Raw genomic sequence first — 18,038 nt, 5'->3', positions numbered from 1 at the left:
CTCCCTTAGTACTATTTACGTTCTTGGCGGATTAACTTTCATATCAAAGTAACCGCTCAACACTTTCCCACCCACTTTCACCTGAATCCATATTCGGTAATCACCCGCTTCAGAGAATTCAAAGGGTGGGAAGGTAACCGTTCCTTTTTGGTTTTCATTTCCCTGCATTTGGCCATGCATGGAATGATCCATCTCTCCGGCCTGTCTCTCAAACAGCATCTGCGAAGCCATGGAGATGGTACCGGTGGGATGCATGTGAACAAAGACTTTTCCATCTGTCCTGAGTACGGCACAGTGGCTCATCATCCCCATGTAGGGCTCCAGAACTGCGGGTGAGCCACTAGAGAGATTGACTCTGAATTGCCACTCCAGTTCCTCATCGATGGCAATCTCATCAGGCATATTCAACCATGTCATTGTCGATCCATCCTCAAGAAAACTGACGTCTTTGCTTTGAGCAGTCTTACGGTACGGTTTGATTTCCCGCCACGAATCATCCATATCGCGCTCCAGGGACGCGCTGAGCAACTCTTCATCGGGATGATATTCCGGCACTGTAACAGTATCTATTAAGGTCTGAGAGAAACCTGTTTCATGAGTGATATCGGCAAAAATGGCGTACTCCCCATCAGGGAGGGGCGGCACAATCACATCGAACTGGTCATCGCTCTGGACCTTCGGATGAATGTGGGCAAAGCCGTCGAATTCCGGCAGTCGGATAAAGTACATGTGCATCATCTTGCCATGATCTGGAATGAGAGGTGGCAAGCGACCGGATGTCCACCGATCGTCTACTATATTAACAGAAAGGATTCTGACTTTGTTCTCCAGACGGACCTGGGACTCTATCTTTAACGGTTTAAACATATTAGCCCGGTACTGGGCCTCCACGGTACTCCACCAGTTCCTACCACCAAGAAGCATTCCAACACAAAAAATCGCACCAACTAAGAAAGCGATCCGGCCTCGCCTTATTTGTGCATTATTCGGCTGCTGACCAGTTTCAAAGGTGCTCTCCCTCGCCGCGGCGGCGATAACGGAGACACCGCCTCCAACAAGCAAGATCATCAAGATCAAGAGAATTGCTTTCAGGCTAGCGGCCATTTCTAGCGTTCGCGTGGCGATTGAATTAACGGGGACGATGACTGTTCCATGACCTTTCTCCCCATACAGATGCACATTGACACTATAGGAACCGAAATCCATGAGCCACAATTCACTGCTGTACAACAATTTGTCATCAGAGATTTGTACAGCTTCATCCGGCGGTGGTGCCCCTTCAGGTCCGGCATCGAACTTGATGGGCTGAACCGTGACGCGGTTGACTCCTTCCCCCAGAGCGCGAACGGTAATCTCCGCTAGACCTGGAACCACACCCGGAGGTCGAATGATGACGCGTACGGGATAAGGCCCTGCAGTCCCTTCATAGAAAACGTTGAGGTTACCCACATGGCCCATCAAATGACTGACCGCCAGGAAAATACCGAAAACAACAGAAAACCACTTCATCTTTTGAGTCTGCTCAGCCAGCTCCCGCTCCAAATACCGACAAGGCTGGAACCTGCGGCCATCAAGACAGTTTTTAGAATCCCAGCGAAAGAAACAACCGTAAGAGGGATGGCCCCGCCCAGAGGACTGTAATCGTATTGCCAAAAGTCGTAATCATTCGGACCTATAGGAGCCCAGTAAGGTTTGTTCACATGAGTGGCAAAGAACCAGTTTCTACCATTCTCGGAGAGTAAAAACTCGGCGAATGGCCAGTGAACTAGGAAGTAGATCCCAGCAAAAAAAACACCACACAGCCCAGCAGCAAGCCAGTCATTCTTAAGATCGGCTTTCTTCAAAATATAATCAATCGCAACTGAGGGCACGATAAGGAGTGGTGGGAAAGGAGGCGCGACAAAATGGGTGATCTCACGGTAGATGGGTGCCAGTTGAGGTTCACCCGGAAAAAGGGGCAGGACCCAGATAATCAACAGACGATGAATGGTAAAGATGAGTGAAGCAGTTGTGGCGGGCCATGGAAGTCCGCTCGATTTCCCGATCATCGCGAGCGCAAAAGGAAATACAATAGCAGAAACGTTGAAGAACTCCTGTGAGTGCTGCTTGTTGGGAAACATGTATTCCATTGTGAGGATCACAAGCATGAGGATAAGAACACCCCCCGTATAGGCATACATGGTGTTAAGGACAACCTCGGATTTTGTCCTGTTCTGGCAGGCCGCAAGAAGGAACATGGCTCCGAAAATGGTCGAGAAAAAACCAGCCGCCAAAACCATGTGAGGCGGGGAGATGATTTGCACATCGAGCCCGTAGGCGTTGTGCCACCAGTCGTCGAAGGGCGCAGATGTGAGCATGGCAACGGCTCCCCAAATGCAAACCCATGCGCCAAGAGGACCCCGGAAGCCCCACACTTTCACCGATGCATCCCTAAGAGGCGACGGACCGCCAAATGAAGCTCTTAACACGAGAATACCGCCGGTGAGGCCACCAATGATCCCGCCAATGTAGATAACGATATGAGCCAGCGTCCAGAAAGTATCCCGGCCGATGGTTTCATGCCATGAAATGTCCCATTGGAGACCGATTACGATGGCCGTTGCTGCCAAGGTGACAGCTGAACAATACCATGGTAGAGTGTAGGGTGCTACATCGGTTTTCATGATGAGATAGAAATTTAGGGAAAACTAAGTCGGTCTGCGAAGAATGGTTGTGATCCCTTGCCCTTTCCCGATGCACATGGTTGCAAGCCCGTAGGTCGCCTTCCGCTGTTCCATCACATTGATGAGAGTTGTCAGGATACGAACGCCGGAGCAGCCAAGGGGATGTCCCAGGGCGATGGCGCCACCGTTTAGATTAATCTTCTCCTCGGACCAGTCACCTTTTCTGATAACATAAAGTGCCTGAGCAGCGAAGGCTTCATTCAGTTCCATAACGTCAATATCGTCTAGACTGAGACCAGCCAAGCTAACCGCTTTTTCAGTTGCTGGCAGCGGTCCTATACCCATCCGCTCCCACTCCACACCTAACACAGTTCGGGAGACGATCTCAGCCCGAACTTTCAGACTATGATTTTCAGCAAACTGGCGGCTCGTGACAATGGCTGCACCAGCCCCAATGGACAAGGGTGAACTTGTGGCGGCGGTTACCGTACCTTCATTGAAAAAAGCAGGTTTCAATGACCGAATCTTTTCCAAATCGGGCGTACGGGGTCCTTCATCTGCTTCGACGGTTGTTCCGTCCTCCAATTCCACGGGGACAATTTCATGGTGGAAGCGGCCTTCGGCTTGTGCCGCCAGGGCCTTTTCATGGGACGCTATGGAAAAGGCCTCTTGATCCTCCCGGGATATGTTGAGTTCCGCTGCCAAGTTCTCCGCCGTCAACCCCATTTCGATATAGTAATTCTGTTTTTCCAATTCTGGATGGTAATCGGGATTGAAGCCGCCCCTTGGTATGCTGAACATATCCTCCACGCCAGCTGCGATTCCCGCTTCAAGATCACCAATTTCTACCGCCCTGCTGATCTGATGAATCGCATCCATAGATGAGCCGCACAGGCGGTTCACCACTTTGGCCCCAGTCTCGATGGGAATTCCAGCCAGGATCGCCGCTGAGCGGGCCAAAAGCATCCCTTGGCTCCCTTCAGGATAACCACATCCCAAAATTATATCTTCTATATTTTGTAGAGGTAAATTGGGGTTTCTTTCAAGTAACACTTTAAGTATTTGAGCTGTGAGTTCATCTGGACGGATGTTGTCTGCCATTCGGCCTCGTTTTACACCAATAGGTGAACGGACAGCATCGACAATGACCGATTTTATCACGGTTATACTTTCTTAGGTCACCGGTGTTTGATTGAAAGGAGAAAGTGTGCCCAAGCGGTCTTTGTATTCCAACCCGTTTCCATTCACATCACTAAGAGGAAGTGCAGGTGAAGACTTTGAAGAGATGAGAGAAACGATTACCAACATCGCCAGACCAACACACCACCCGATTACGTCAGCCGGCAGTGTAGGCGTAAGCCACATAAAGAGAAGCCAAGCTAAAGTACCGCTGAACATGGAGGCGAGCCCTCCCGGTGTGTTAGCTTTCGGCCACCAGATTCCAGCCGTCAGCGGTATAAAGAGTCCAACTAAAAGAATGGAAAATGAGTCTAGTAACAGATTGTACACTTCTCCCACATAAAGAGCTACCAACATGGCAATGAGGGCTGAGATTGGAACAGTGAAACGCGTCCACCAGAGAGTCCCTTTTTCTCTAAGACTATCAGGCAGGTGAGGAACAAGATTATTGCCAAACACAGAAGCAGTGGCGAGGATAGAACTATCGGCACTGCTCATGGCTGCGGCCAGAAGGGCACTGATGAAAACAACTATCATTAACGGCGGCAAATAAGCCATTGCCAACTTCGGGATGATAAGCTCCGGGTTCTCAAGCCCAGGCATGAGGACGCTTCCGGCAATACCCATCAGTACAGCAAGCAGTCCGAATATCAAATAGAGTATAGATGACAGGTAAGCTGAATTCTGTGCCACATTTTCATCCTTTGACGAAAGTGCTCTCTGGATCAAGTCCTGTCCAGCAAGATAGCCAAACGCCGCCACCATCCACATTCGAATGTACCCGAGCCACTCGGTAATTGTCGCATCCTGAGGAAACATACGGAAACTACCCTCTGGAGCAGCGGCAAAAAATTCCCGGATGCCGCCGAACTGTTGGGCAATGATAGGAAAGGCAACAGCCAGCCCAGTCATAAGGATGATCACCTGAAAAAAGTCAGTGAGGGAGACAGCCCACATGCCTCCTAGGACAGTATAAATAAGAACAATAACGGTACCGATGATAATCCCCACATTTTCCGGGATTCCCATCAATGCATGAAGAACAAAACCGATGGAAACAAGCAGCGAACCTGTCCAACCGATAAAAACAATAATCATTATGATAGATGAAAAAATACCGGCGGTCCGGCCGAATCGCATTTCGAAGAAATCGATAATAGTCACCAGTTTCATCCGTCGCATCATCCTGACATAAAAAAGACCGGCAAGAAAGAGACAGAGGGATGCGCCAAAGGGGTCAGCAATAACCCCAAGGAAACCCCGCTCGTAAGCGGCGCCGCCGCCGCCCAGGATGGCCCCGCCGCCCATCCAGGTAGCTGTCAGTGTGGCGGTGCAGAGCCAGAGAGAAAGTCGCCGACCGGCGAGGAGAAAATCATCTGAGTTTTTGATCTTACGGCTTGCATAGAACCCAACCCCAAGCATACCGGCCAGGTAAAGGCTAATGCCGAAAAGTATGCCGGGATCGATTGAATTCATTGTTTAACGGTGGAGACCTTCTACTTTAGACTGGATATCATCAGAGGTAACCGGACCGAATTGACTGAAGACTACCATGGCCAAAGCGCTCGCTGGCAGTCCGTAAAGGATAGCTGCCAAAGGCGGGGCATCCGGATTGAACTGAACGGTAAGATAGACACCAACTCCCAAAACAATAGAAGCAATACCACCAGAAAGGTTGGCTTTCTTCCACCACAATCCTGCAACTACCGGAACAAAAAGCCCGGCGCTGAGCATACCGATGGCGGCGGAATAAAACTCAGTGATCAGTTTTGGAGGCGAGTAGGCGAAAATCATGGCGGCTATACCCACAACCCAGACAATGGCCACATTGATTATGTTCTCTGTTTTCTCTGAAACGTGTTCCTTTAAATAACCACCCAGAAGGTCGTGGGAAATGGCCGAGCTGCAAGCCAGTAGCAAAGCATCGGTGGTGGACATGACAGCCGCAATGACCGCTGCCACTGCAAGACCCCTTACAAGGGGAGGGAACTGGTTTTTCATCACTTCCAGGAAAATTTGGTCTGCATCATGAAGATTAGGAAAGGACATCTTTCCCACCGGAACAATTACCATCACCGCTGCGAGGATCATAATGCTGTACATCACCATGGCGATATTGAGAGACAGCCGTGCTCCTCCGGAATCTTTGGCGGTAAACACCCGCATGACAATGTGAGGAATGACAGGAATAGCCGCTGCCCAAATAACGAATGAGCCTAGATAGCTGGCTAGCGGCTGATTGGCTACCTGACCCAGTTCAGGCGCTTTAACTGACGCATCGGCAATGATGGCCAAGGGTGTCCCGTTTTGCATCATCATAGCAAAGGCAGTCCCAAGTATCACTAATAGCATAAGGGTTCCCTGAATCACATCTGTCCAAGTAATGGCCAGCATGCCTCCAATGGAGACGTAAAGAACAAATACAACCGCCGAAAGAGTGACAGCTTGCTGGTATGGGATCCCCAGCAATGTCTGGGCGGTGATTCCCACCGCTTTCATCTGTGCCACAATGTACACCGTGAAGCTCACAACAATGAGTGTAGGAACGAGATATCGGAAAATAACGTGGGGATACCTGAATGTGAGAAAATCTGTGATAGTGAATTTTCCAAAGTTACGGAGCGGCTTTGCCACCAGAATAGACGCCAGTGGAAAACCGAGAACAGCCCCTGCAAAAAGTGACAAGGTATAGGGGACACCGCGATCGTAGGCCAGACCCATAACACCAATGATGGAACCGCCGCTGGCAAGCGCCGCCATTATGGCCATAGCGTTCACCCAAGTCCCGATTCGCCGCCCAGCCACCCAGTATTCATCCCGGGACGCCAAAACTTTGCGTGAAGCGAGGATACCTATGGCAATACATCCCAGGAGATAAAGAATTACAAACGTCCGTTCAAGGGCCATTGTTCTCTCCCCGCTTCCGCCGGATGAAAAGCTGAACTAGAGCGATTGCCGGTGAGAAAACCATAAGGATTGCCATGAGCCAACCAAAGACGGCCATCCCTCCTACTTCCACCGTCCGTGCCCAAGGCATGAAAGCCACAACTGAAAAAAAAGTGATAACCAAGAGGTACCACCTGTCACCAGAACCCATAGAGAAAAATTGTGACATATTAATCCCTGCTATCTAAGAATAAAGCCATCCTTCAGCGGATCATCGGGATCGATGAAGAATGTCTGGCGACCGGTAATGTGAGCATTGCCACCCACTTCGGGAATCACACCGTCGCACTCTCCCACTTTCACCTTTTCCTTGATCTGTCCGGTAAACGTAGTACCAAGGATCGAATCAATGGTTATCATCTGCCCCATTTGAATCTCACCTCTTGCGTGGAGAATGGCCAGCCTGCCGCTGACGCCCGTCCCTGTGGGACAGCGATCTACCTGCCCGTCAGCGAAAATACAGACATGCCGACTGTGATGATCTGGACTGGCGCTTTTCCCCACGAAAATGGTTCCATAAAGATAATTCATTTCTGGTGCAGTTGGGTGATCCACTGCCACGGATTGTGACACTGCTCTCTTTATGGCCATCCCTGCTTCAATGAGATTCGAAATATTTTCAGGAGAACAGTCGAGTCCTATTTGTACTGTATCAACATATGCATAGAACGCACCGCCGAATGCGATGTCAACTTTAACAGAACCAAGATTCGGAACATCAACTTCGTTATCCAGATGTTGAACAAAGGACGGGACATTCCGGAATTGTGCACCAGTCACTTTCCCTTTTTCAGAAAGCACCTCGGCGTATACCCTGCCGGAAGGAACGTCCATGACAACAGGAGTTATAGGACCTTCCATGGGGATAAGCTCCGTCTCAATAAATACTTTCGCCAGCGCAATCACCGCATGCCCACACCCCGTGGAGTAACCTTCGTTATGCATAAAAATGACACCAAAATCAGCATCAGAAGAGTTGGGCTCAACAATGATGGCACCGTACATGTCAGAATGGCCTCTCGGTTCCCACATTAAAACAGTACGAAGATAGTCGTAATGTTCACGGACAAAGGACCTTTTTTCCAGAACTGTGGTGCCCTCCAAATCAGGAAAACCATCTGTAATAATTCGTAAAGGTTCACCACCCGTGTGGGCATCAATTGTTGAAATCTTCAACCAGCTTTTCGGAGCCTCCCAATTCCCCAGATTTGAAATGTCAATCAGGTCCATTTGGATTGTTGCTATCCTGAAATCCCAGTAAGAAATATATAAATTATAACTGTAATGCCCATGATAGCCCAAGAAGCAGTTTTGGCATAGATCCAAGGGGTCATGTCCACCGGAGACTTAACGGAGACTGTGCTGGTCGCAATTTCTGATTTAGACCGGGGTCTAATCCAACCTATTAACAGCATTACGCTGACGGCAGCCACAAAACTGATGAAATAGCCGTGTAAAAAGTGAAGTTCGCCATCTGCATTGGCTAAAAAGGACGGGACAGATTTGATGTTTACAAAAGTAAAAAATGCGTAAGCCCCCATGCCAACCAGCATCCCCACCTTGGCGGCGAGAGCAGGAACGCGCTTGGTAAGGATACCCATAAGGAAAATTCCGATGATGGGGACACTATAAAGACCGTTGACCTGCTGAAGGTACTGGAAAATTGACTCCAACTGTGCCAGTAACGGCGCAATAATTATTGCAGCTACAGCCAGGATTATACTGAAAATCCTTCCCACCTTAACAGTTTGATCTCCCTGTGCACCCGGGTTGATATAGCCTTCATAAAATTGTAGTGAAAAAAGGGTAGATGCACTGTTCAGGGCACTGTTGAAAGAACTCAAAATAGAACCCATAAGTACGGCCGCAAAAAGCCCAAGGGACCAATCCGGCAGAACGTACCGAACTACCGCCCCGTACACCTGATCTTGTTTATCGATATTTAATTGAGGTAAATGAAGGGCTATAATGCCAGGCAAGCAGAGCATTATTGGACCTACCAGTTTCATTGCCGACGCAAACAATACTCCCTTCTGCCCTTCCTCCAGGCTGCGAGCCGCCATCGCCCGCTGAACAATCACCTGGTTGGTTGACCAGTAAAACACCTGAATAAACATCATTCCCGTCAGCAACGTGGGCCAGGGTACAGTCACTGTCTTCCCATCAACATTGCTGCGGGTGAGAACGGCCAAGTAATCTGGATTTTCACTTCCTAATATGCTCAAGCCTTCAAACAGAGAACCGCCACCTAGAGCAATCAGAGCCAGGACAGGTACCGCTAGCCCGCCAATTAATAGACCAATGCCGTTAAGAGTATCGCTAACTGCTACCGATTTGAGTCCCCCAAAAATGGCGTAAGAACTTCCCAGCACTCCGATAGTAGCAGCCACTAGCCATAATGGAAAATTGAGATCAAACATTCCGATCAGTGCCAAAGATCCAGTATATAACACGACCGGTAATAACACTGTTATATATCCAAACAAAAATAGTCCTGAGACCATGGATCGAGTCATTTTGTCAAATCGTTTTTCCAGGAACGCAGGCGTCGTAGTAAAACCACTTGCTAAATAGGTAGGTAAAAACAATAATGCTGTTGCAATCATGGCGAATGCAGCCAAAGCTTCCCATGCAATTCCTACCAAAGCCTTGTCCCCAAAGACATCACCGTTCAATCCTACAAGCTGCTCTGTTGAAAGGTTTGTCAAAAGAAGCGAACCACCTACAACGGGCCATGACAATGCCCTACCCCCCGTGAAATATTCTTCAGTAGCATTCTTTGATTTTTTCATTCTACTTACAATGAGATAGGTAACAATGGCAACAGCACCCGTTGCAAAAATGAACGAAGCAATAGAGATTACATTCATGGATCTATTTTTTTATTGGAAATCAACAACCTAGCTCAGCAATTATTTTAGGATAAGCATTTTTAAGGAGAAGTGATAAAAGATATTTCATCACTCCCTTACTCCACCCACTAATGCATTCTGGACAATAAATGGTTTCATGGTGAAACTGTATTCGTAATCTTTCGCCGGCAGAGTGTATTCAGGGTGAGTCCGGGCGCCCCAGCTGTTATCACCACCCAGACCCATCTGCCGGTAATCTACTAGCCATGTCACTATATCTGTAGGCTGGATATGGATGGCACCGTGCCGCTGACTGTGGGGAATATGGTCAAGGTCATCATAAGGATAGTGATGAACACTCCCGTCAAAGGTGGGATTCCCGATCACTTTCAAACCAACTTTACCGTTAGAAAGACTCATCCACCTAACATCGGTCTTATTCCCCGTTTCCTGCGGGCGAACGTATCGAAATGTTTGCTCCCAAACGATTCCAGAATAGAGACCTACGGCTGCGGAAGTTTTTCTATCCCAGTAGCTTTCGTGGGGTCCCCGGCCGTACCACTTTAATTCAGTGAAATCGCCGGGAAGTGAAAAAATCATTCCGATACGGGGCAGCTCTGGAAGTTCTTTACTCCCAACTTGAAAACTGTGATGAATTTCAACACTTCCATCACCCGCAATAGAGTAAACAGTGTTCGTTGAAGACCCGCTTTTCATATGTTCCCTTTGAATGGTCACTACCCCCTTCTCACTTTTCATATTACCCTGAAAAAGCCGGACTTCCATTTCCTCTCCCGCGTTTCTCCAAATCCCTAAACGTTGCGGCATACCGTTCCCCAAGTCGTTGTCGGTGGGAGCACGCCAGAAGTTTGGCAGGGGGCCTGTCAGTATAAGATTTTGGCCTCCATACCAGAACTGTGTCATACTCCCCGCTTCGCTGTTGAATTCGATCTCGAAATCATTACCTATGACCGTAATTATACTATCCCCCTGATGCAAAATCACGCTTCCTGATTTCTCAGCCTTTGCCACGGCGGGTGAGTTTATTGGTAATCTGAACTGGTCCCAAGCCACCTCATGTCCAGCTGGTAATACGGCATCACTGTGTCTGGAGTTTGCCCGGAGAGTCAGAAAGTACTCACCGCCTGGTTTTGGGTTCAGCTCAGGAAAGTTGACTGACACTTGCTGATGTTCCCCGGCTAAGATTTTTGGAACTTCAAAGCGACCATTTCCCATAAGATATCCATTTCTATGAATCTCCCATATGAAGTCGAGATGAGAAAGGTCGTTATAATTGTAGCGATTCAGTACAGCAATTTTTCCCTCTTCCCAATTTTCCAGATCAAATTTTACCGGTTGATAAACTTTTTTTACTTCCCACGCATGAGGGTTGGGTGACCGGTCAGCTGCCATGAGACCGTTGGCGCAGAAGTTCGAATCATCCTCAACGTGCTCATGAACAAAATCACCACCGTAAGCCCAGTAAGGCGAACCGTCTTCAGCTTTTTTCAGGAATGTCTGATCCACCCAGTCCCAGATGAAACCGCCCTGGAGTTGATCATATTCATCCATGGTATCCCAATAGTCCTGAAGATTGCCGACACTGTTTCCCATGGCATGGGCGTACTCGCACAGAATGAGGGGCCTAGTATTATTATGGTTCTCAGCATAATCCCTGATGTACTCAATGGACTTATACATAGGAAACACCACATCAGTGTGACTGTTCAGCCCTGCCGGTTCATAGGCCACCGGTCGTGTGGGATCTGCTTTCTTCATAGCGGCATACATTGTTCTGAAATTTTCTCCATCTCCCGCTTCATTCCCCATGGACCACATAATGATGGAAGGATGATTTTTGTCACGAGCCATCATTCTCAGCCCGCGGTCCAGCCATGCCTTTTCCCATTCGGGATTGTCAGCTAACTCACCGTAACTGTTAGCGTGAAACTGCATACCGTGTGCTTCCAGGTTCGCCTCATCAATGATGTACAGACCATACCGGTCGCACAGTTCATACCACAAAGGATGGTTTGGGTAGTGGCTTGCCCGGACGGCATTGATGTTAAACTGTTTCATCAGTTCTATGTCCCGGACCATGGATTTCTCCGATACAGCCCTGCCCCTGACAGGATCATGTTCATGACGGTTAACACCACGGAACATAAGCGGTTTCCCGTTCAATAGCAGCTGTCCGCCCTTCATTTCCACTTTTCTGAAACCGATCCAGACCGATGTCGATTCCAGAACTTCGTCAGCTTTCTTCAGTGTCAAATGCAATCGGTACAGATTCGGCGTCTCTGCTGTCCACTTGGCCACGTCATCAACTTGTCCGTTTAAAGCAACTGTACCGATTTCGGGAGGGACTTTTTTGGACCAGGTAAGAACAGGTTGGTTTTCACTCTGCTTTGACAGAGATGCCTCTAAACTTAATCCTTCAAGCTTCTCCGACACCGCAACCTTTACACTGACAGAAAAAAGACCAGTTGTGTAGAGTGCATCTAGATCGCCCACTACTGAGAAATCTTCAAACTGGGTAGTGGGACGAGCATAAAGATAGACTTCTCTTTCTAAGCCGCTGGCTCGCCAAGTGTCCTGCCCTTCAAGATAGGAAGCGTCGGAAAAGCGGTAGACCCGAACCGCCACCCTGTTTTCACCCCGGTTCACATAATCAGTAATATCAAACTCGTGCGGCAGCTTGGACCCCTGGGCATAACCTACCTCTTTTCCATTAACCCACAGATACATGGCCGACCGTACAGAGCCGAAATGGATGATGACTCTCTGGTCAATCCACCCATCGGGAAAAGTGAACGTACGGAAGTATGAACCGATCGCATTATAGTGATGGGGCACTCTGGGCGGATCGGGATCAAACGGGTACTCCTCATCTAAATAAATAGGAACACCGAATCCCTGTAACTCCCAGCTGCCTGGGACACTGATCTCAGACCAATTATCTATCTTCGACTCACGGGCCCAGAATCGTCCGGGAGCATCGTCCGGATTGATTGCATAGTGAAACTTCCACCTTCCGTTGAGAGAGACAAAACGGGATGATTTCCGGGGATCATTCTCCAGGGCCAGCTCTTCACTTTCGAAAGGAAAGAATGACGCTCTGGCTGGAAGACGGTTAACTGATAAAATGGAAGGTGTTTGCCATTCGCTTCTGTAAAGATCATCCCTTGCGCATCCTGTGAAAAGCTGAAGCAAGTAAATTGTGATGAGCCATTTGGTTCGCAAATGGGTTGGACATTTGAAGAACGGTAATGACATGAGGGAGAAAATAACTGATAGAAATAGCTCAGAAAACAATAAACCCGATCTGAAAAATCGGGTTTAAAGCAAAAGATACGGGTTGTGTTGCTTCAGATTCCTTCCAAAGTCTCAGCCCCCAGCTGGTCCACCACCGATTTCATACTGCCGGTTTTCTCAAAACAGGTTAGCTGCCTGTCAGCACTGGCTCCATTTTTCAATATAGTCCGGACATATTCCACTTCTTCTCTGGTACCAAGAGGGTCTAAAACGTCATCCACCAGATCAATAATTTCTTCAATCAGTGAAGGGACAAGCCCTTCTGTCTTTTTTCCAAAATCGATGAGACTCCCATTAATCCCATCCTTCATTGCTCGCCACTTGTTCTCAGCAATCATGGAAGGACGGTAGGTTCGCCATGTCTGGTTGTTTCTTCGATACTGGATCAGTTTTGCAACCAGGGCCTGAATCAGGGCCGCAATGGCTATCACCTCATCCACCTTGGTGGTACAATCACAGATTCTGAATTCCAGTGTGGGAAACTTCGAATGCGGACGGATATCCCACCATATCTTGGAAGGCTCATCGATACTGCCGCAATCAATGAGGGTATTCACATATTTATCATATTCCAGGGCTGAATCAAACCTTTCAGGTATTCCCGTTCTGGGAAGATCTTCAAACACGATACTGCGGTAAGACTTGAAACCTGTTTTCTCACCCAGCCAGAAAGGAGAAGAAGTTGATAGGGTCAGAATATGGGGCATGAAATAACTCATCTGGTTCATGATATCTATCTGTAGATCCCTGTCTTCGATACCTACATGAATATGCATGCCAAAGATGAGCAGACGTTTGGCCACCAGTTGCATGGAATCGAGAAGCCCGTGGTAGCGTTCCCTATCGGTGACCAGCTGATCCTGCCAGCTTGAGAAAGGATGTGTCCCTGCCGCAACAATCATCCTGTTATTTTTTTCGGCAATCTCCGCAACTATATTCCTCAAACGGCAGATCTCTTCCCGCCCTTCCTGAACATTTTTGCAAACCTTACTCCCCACCTCTATCTGTGACTGGAGGAATTCCGGCTTCACCTGATCTCGAAAAAGGATCGCCCCCTGTTCCAAAAAGTCTGAAACAAATGAGGTCAGTTCGCGGCTTTCCTTGTCCACGATCTGGTATTCTTCCTCGATACCGATGGTAAGATCTTTAAGAAAATCCATGGAAATTCAAATTATGTGAAAATTATAATAGAAAAAAGAAAGAAGGAGGAATTGATAAGGCCTATTTTAAGAGTACCATCTTTTTCGTCCTGGAAAATTTCTGACCGTCCTCTCCCCTTACCGCTAAGCGATAGATATAGACACCAGCGCTGACGGCCACACCTCTCTCATCCCTAGCATCCCACATGATATTATGGAACCCCGCGATCTGATCCGAACCGGGAATGAGGGTGCGGACTTCCTGGCCAAGCAGGTCATAGACAGTCAGTTTCACTTGCCCATTTACAGGCAAGCCGTACTCGATCCGTGTGGTAGGGTTGAAAGGGTTAGGGTAATTCTGATCTAAGACAAATTCAACCGGGACAGGCGTAATATCCATGGTCTTCACACCCTGGCGGTCGATGGTTCCGCCCTCTGCATAGAGTGCATAAGAGACAGTGATGGTGGAGCTGTACCTGCCGAACTCCAGCGGCAGAACAAAATTTCTTTTCCCTTCACCTCCAAGATAAGCAAAATCGATGAGACTTTGCTGAAGGCCTTCTTCAACGTGGCTCAACACGATCATATCTCCAGTTTTTTCTGCCGGAAGTGTGATAATAGCCTCACTGCCGGTCATCTGGAAAGCCAGCTGCCCCGCAATAACATGTTCGGGAATGGTGACGGCCAGCGATTTGTCATTAACCGTAACTTCAAGCTCTTCACCCAGATTAGCCCGCGCAAGGTTCAATAGCTTTGGAGTTTCGTGATACCAGTGCCACATACGGGTATAGGCCATGACGTCCCTCAGATCGTAATCACCATCCAGCTGGGGAACGAAATGAGGCGCTTCCCCAGTGACGGGACCCAACTCATAGGTGTAGTCCTCATTCATCCAACCGCTAGCCAGGGAGGATAGATCAGAGGCATCGATAACAAGATCATGGTTATAATCAGCGATTAACTCTGTGGCAAATGTAAAGAGAGTATCCTCCCCTGTGAGCCCACTTAGATCCGTTAAATTGCTCAGGTTTATGTAGACTGTATCGAGACTTGTCAATGGCGGAGTTAGGATAAATGCAATGCTGTCCTGGTCTTCCGATGTAGAGAAGGTGAGTTCGCTCATATCTGACCAAATGTCAAAATCACCGTAATCGACTGGTTCAGAAAACTTGAAAACGATCTCAGATTCACTGATGAGAGAAAGGAACACTTCTCCTGCCGGAGACGAACTTGCTACGGTGGGAGGACCGGGATAAATGTCTACAGTAAATCCGTTAGATGAGACAAGATCTGATTCGTTACCTACTTCGTCAACGGCCATCACTGAGCAATAGTAGGTAACACCGTGATCTAGATAAAGATTTGAAAGTGTCTCGCTCGTAACATCGCCCACATCTTTTAACTCAAGAACATCCTCCCCTTCCGGTGTCGTCCCCAGGGCTACCATATAGTGATTTATACCGCTCCCCGCATCTTCAAAACCGGTCCAGTTGAAGGTTATGGAACTCTCGGATCCAGAAAAATCGATATCTGCGGATGCACCATCGCTTACACTGCCGGTTTTTGGCGGAGTCTCATCAAACTGAAAACCGTCACTTGTAAGTACATCGCTGAGATTATCTGCCTTATCTTTTGCCTGAACATTGGTGAAGTAGGTTAATCCTTCCTCATAATTCTCAGAAGAAGTTGTGTCAGTTGTGTCCAGACTGACATTCGCCCAAGCAATGACATTTGTAGCACCTTCGCTGGTTCCAGCTGAAAACTCATAGTGCAATATTTGGCCATTGTCTTGACCCTTCCAGCGATGTATAACATTCATACCAGGCCCAACCCAGTCAATATCTTCTTCTGAACCTTCCGCTGTTTCTACAAGTGTGGTGACAACCGGTTTTTCTGTGTCAACCTGAACAATACCTGATGCGGCAAATTGCGAGAGATTCCCCACAAGATCTGATGCTCTCACTTTAAAATAATACTGCCCATTATTTACCAATGTCAGCTCTGAAAAAGTCTTTGTTAGAGCTGTACCGGTATTTGTCCAGTCTACAATATTAGTATTATTCAAGGTATCACGCAGAAGAACCTCATATTCCTTTATCCCACTAGCCGCATCGCTAAAACCACTCCAGGTGGCTGTTATTGAACTGCTGTTACCGGTCCAATAGAAGTGCGTACCAGTATCGGTACCGTGAACAACTATTCCAGCGATGGGTGTTGTTATATCCACTTTTACTCCGTTGCTCGTAACAACAACCGATACATTTTTTACCACATCGTAAGCCCTGACAGAAACATAATAGGTAGTTCCCTCAGTTAGGCTAAGCCCAGTAATGGTAACGGACGTATCCGTACCTGCGTTGGTCCATGCTACTACACTGCCGGTGATATTTGTATTATCAGTATCAACAGCATACTCGTAATAGCTAATTCCGCTCCCTTCATCACTTCCATTCCAATGTGCTGACATCTGGCTCTGTGTACCGATAAAAGATAGATCACCTGCGGAGCCTTCCCTTACGTGACTCACTACAGGCACATAGGTGTCTGAAAGGGGCGTGCTGAGGCTGTTTTCGTACGCACCTATGTCCGGAGGGGAACCTCGGTTGGTACTTGCCAAATCAGTTGTGGGAGCACCGGTAGCAGTGGCCGAACCAATGGCCGGTGAATAGTCGGTTAATTTGTAATCAGAAGCATTTGCGCTCCCTTTAAAAAGTGGATCTGAATCCTTGTTACCTGTTCCTGTATAAGTCCCCTCAACTATGGAATAGGTGATATCCAGATTTCCAAAGGCGCCGCCGGAACTGTTCCCGTAGAAAATACTGTTCTTAGCAATGGGCTTGTACGACTTGGCGTTCTGGATGCCATAACCAGTATTATTCGCTACAGTGCAGTTGATGATTTCTGGATAAGAAGTAGTAGTATAGTTATCGAAATAAAAGACTCCATCGCCGGTGTTGTTGTAAATAAGTGTATTCTTGATAACGGAAGCAGAATTGTAGAATCGGACAGGATAACCTTTTGAATTGGTGATGATGCAGTTTTCTATAGTGGGGCTTGAACTGGTCTCAATATTCAAGGCACTCCCCTGAAGAGCGCCACCGTCCTTTAATGTAAAGCCAATCAGTTTTGCCGTTGACGGTTCTCCACTGTAAAACCAGACAATAGCAAGACCATTGTTAGAAGGTGTAATGATGGTGTTTTCCGCTCCAGTATCGCTCCTGACCACCAGATTTTTTCCACCGAAATTCACATTCTCTTGATAAGTCCCGGCATAGACCACAACCGTATCTGCAGTTGCGCTTGATGCGGCACTAATGGCGGATGAAATGGTTGGATAATCACCGCTCCCATCCTGCTTCACGGTCAGTTTTTTCGGGAGCGCAAGGGTAGTCACATCTTTCTTCGATGCTGTTGTAATGTTGCCGTTGGCATCCTCCGCCGTTACCCAGACATCGTAACTGATTCCCGCCGTAAGGCCAGTAATACTGGCTGTATTCTCAACGCTGGCCGCAATGGTCATTTTTCCGCTTGCGGTAGCGTCAGTTCCGCTGGCATCGTCCCCGGCCTTAATCTTTGTCGTATCAGGGCGTGTTGCTCCATCAGCCAGAACCACATAGTATGCCGTTCCGGCTTCCCCCGCTTTCACTTTGAGAGTGAATGATGTCTGACCTTCATTACTTATGGCTGGATAACCACTGGCAAAAGCCGGCGCAACCACGTCTGTGGAAATGTCTATTCTTGTGGGACTTGACTGAAGCTCTTCATTGTATTCCAAAACCACATAGATAGAATAATCAGTGCTTGCTGTCAAACCTGAGATTGAAAGGGACGCCTCCGTCGCGGCAGAAAGATTTTCATCACTGCCATACGCAACTATACCAACACCCGAATGTTCATGAACTGCTTGAGAGGTGGGTGCGGTCGCAGTGCTTAACAAAATGACA

At 48.0% G+C, this 18,038-nt stretch carries 11 protein-coding genes; all 11 read right to left on the bottom strand.

Annotation, left to right across the window (positions count from 1 at the left end; all coding sequences use genetic code 11):
* Window positions 1–15 precede the first annotated feature (15 nt).
* Window positions 16–1,509 (bottom strand): hypothetical protein, encoded by a 1,494-nt coding sequence (locus EYO21_01340; GenBank protein HIB02458.1) that lies wholly within the window; start codon window positions 1,507–1,509, stop codon window positions 16–18.
* On the bottom strand, window positions 1,506–2,663 hold the full coding sequence (locus EYO21_01335; protein HIB02457.1) for a hypothetical protein: 1,158 nt from the start codon (window positions 2,661–2,663) through the stop codon (window positions 1,506–1,508). The genes EYO21_01340 and EYO21_01335 overlap by 4 nt, the downstream gene beginning before the upstream one ends.
* 24 nt (window positions 2,664–2,687) lie before the next feature.
* Window positions 2,688–3,824, bottom strand: coding sequence for a thiolase family protein (locus EYO21_01330; protein ID HIB02456.1), 1,137 nt, complete (start codon window positions 3,822–3,824; stop codon window positions 2,688–2,690).
* A gap of 12 nt (window positions 3,825–3,836) precedes the next feature.
* Window positions 3,837–5,318, bottom strand: coding sequence for a hypothetical protein (locus tag EYO21_01325; GenBank protein ID HIB02455.1), 1,482 nt, complete (start codon window positions 5,316–5,318; stop codon window positions 3,837–3,839).
* Between the two features lie 3 nt (window positions 5,319–5,321).
* Window positions 5,322–6,749, bottom strand: coding sequence for a sodium:solute symporter family protein (locus EYO21_01320; GenBank protein ID HIB02454.1), 1,428 nt, complete (start codon window positions 6,747–6,749; stop codon window positions 5,322–5,324).
* Complete coding sequence (locus EYO21_01315; protein ID HIB02453.1) at window positions 6,739–6,957, bottom strand: hypothetical protein; 219 nt, start codon at window positions 6,955–6,957, stop codon at window positions 6,739–6,741. The genes EYO21_01320 and EYO21_01315 overlap by 11 nt, the downstream gene beginning before the upstream one ends.
* Before the next feature lie 11 nt (window positions 6,958–6,968).
* Window positions 6,969–8,018 (bottom strand): proline racemase, encoded by a 1,050-nt coding sequence (locus tag EYO21_01310; protein HIB02452.1) that lies wholly within the window; start codon window positions 8,016–8,018, stop codon window positions 6,969–6,971.
* A gap of 11 nt (window positions 8,019–8,029) precedes the next feature.
* Complete coding sequence (locus EYO21_01305) at window positions 8,030–9,658, bottom strand: solute:sodium symporter family transporter (protein ID HIB02451.1); 1,629 nt, start codon at window positions 9,656–9,658, stop codon at window positions 8,030–8,032.
* Window positions 9,659–9,748: 90 nt separating this feature from the next.
* On the bottom strand, window positions 9,749–12,916 hold the full coding sequence (locus tag EYO21_01300; GenBank protein ID HIB02450.1) for a DUF4981 domain-containing protein: 3,168 nt from the start codon (window positions 12,914–12,916) through the stop codon (window positions 9,749–9,751).
* 92 nt (window positions 12,917–13,008) lie between these two features.
* On the bottom strand, window positions 13,009–14,115 hold the full coding sequence (locus EYO21_01295; protein HIB02449.1) for a carboxylate-amine ligase: 1,107 nt from the start codon (window positions 14,113–14,115) through the stop codon (window positions 13,009–13,011).
* A 61-nt stretch (window positions 14,116–14,176) separates the two neighbouring features.
* Window positions 14,177–18,038, bottom strand: a 3,862-nt coding sequence (locus EYO21_01290; GenBank protein HIB02448.1) for a T9SS type A sorting domain-containing protein, incomplete at its 5' end; no start/stop codon positions are given.

It is taken from the genome of Candidatus Neomarinimicrobiota bacterium (assembly GCA_012964825.1).
Taxonomy (GTDB): Bacteria; Fidelibacterota; Marinisomatia; order Marinisomatales; family S15-B10; genus UBA2125.
This window is presented reverse-complemented; position numbering and strand designations above follow the sequence as displayed.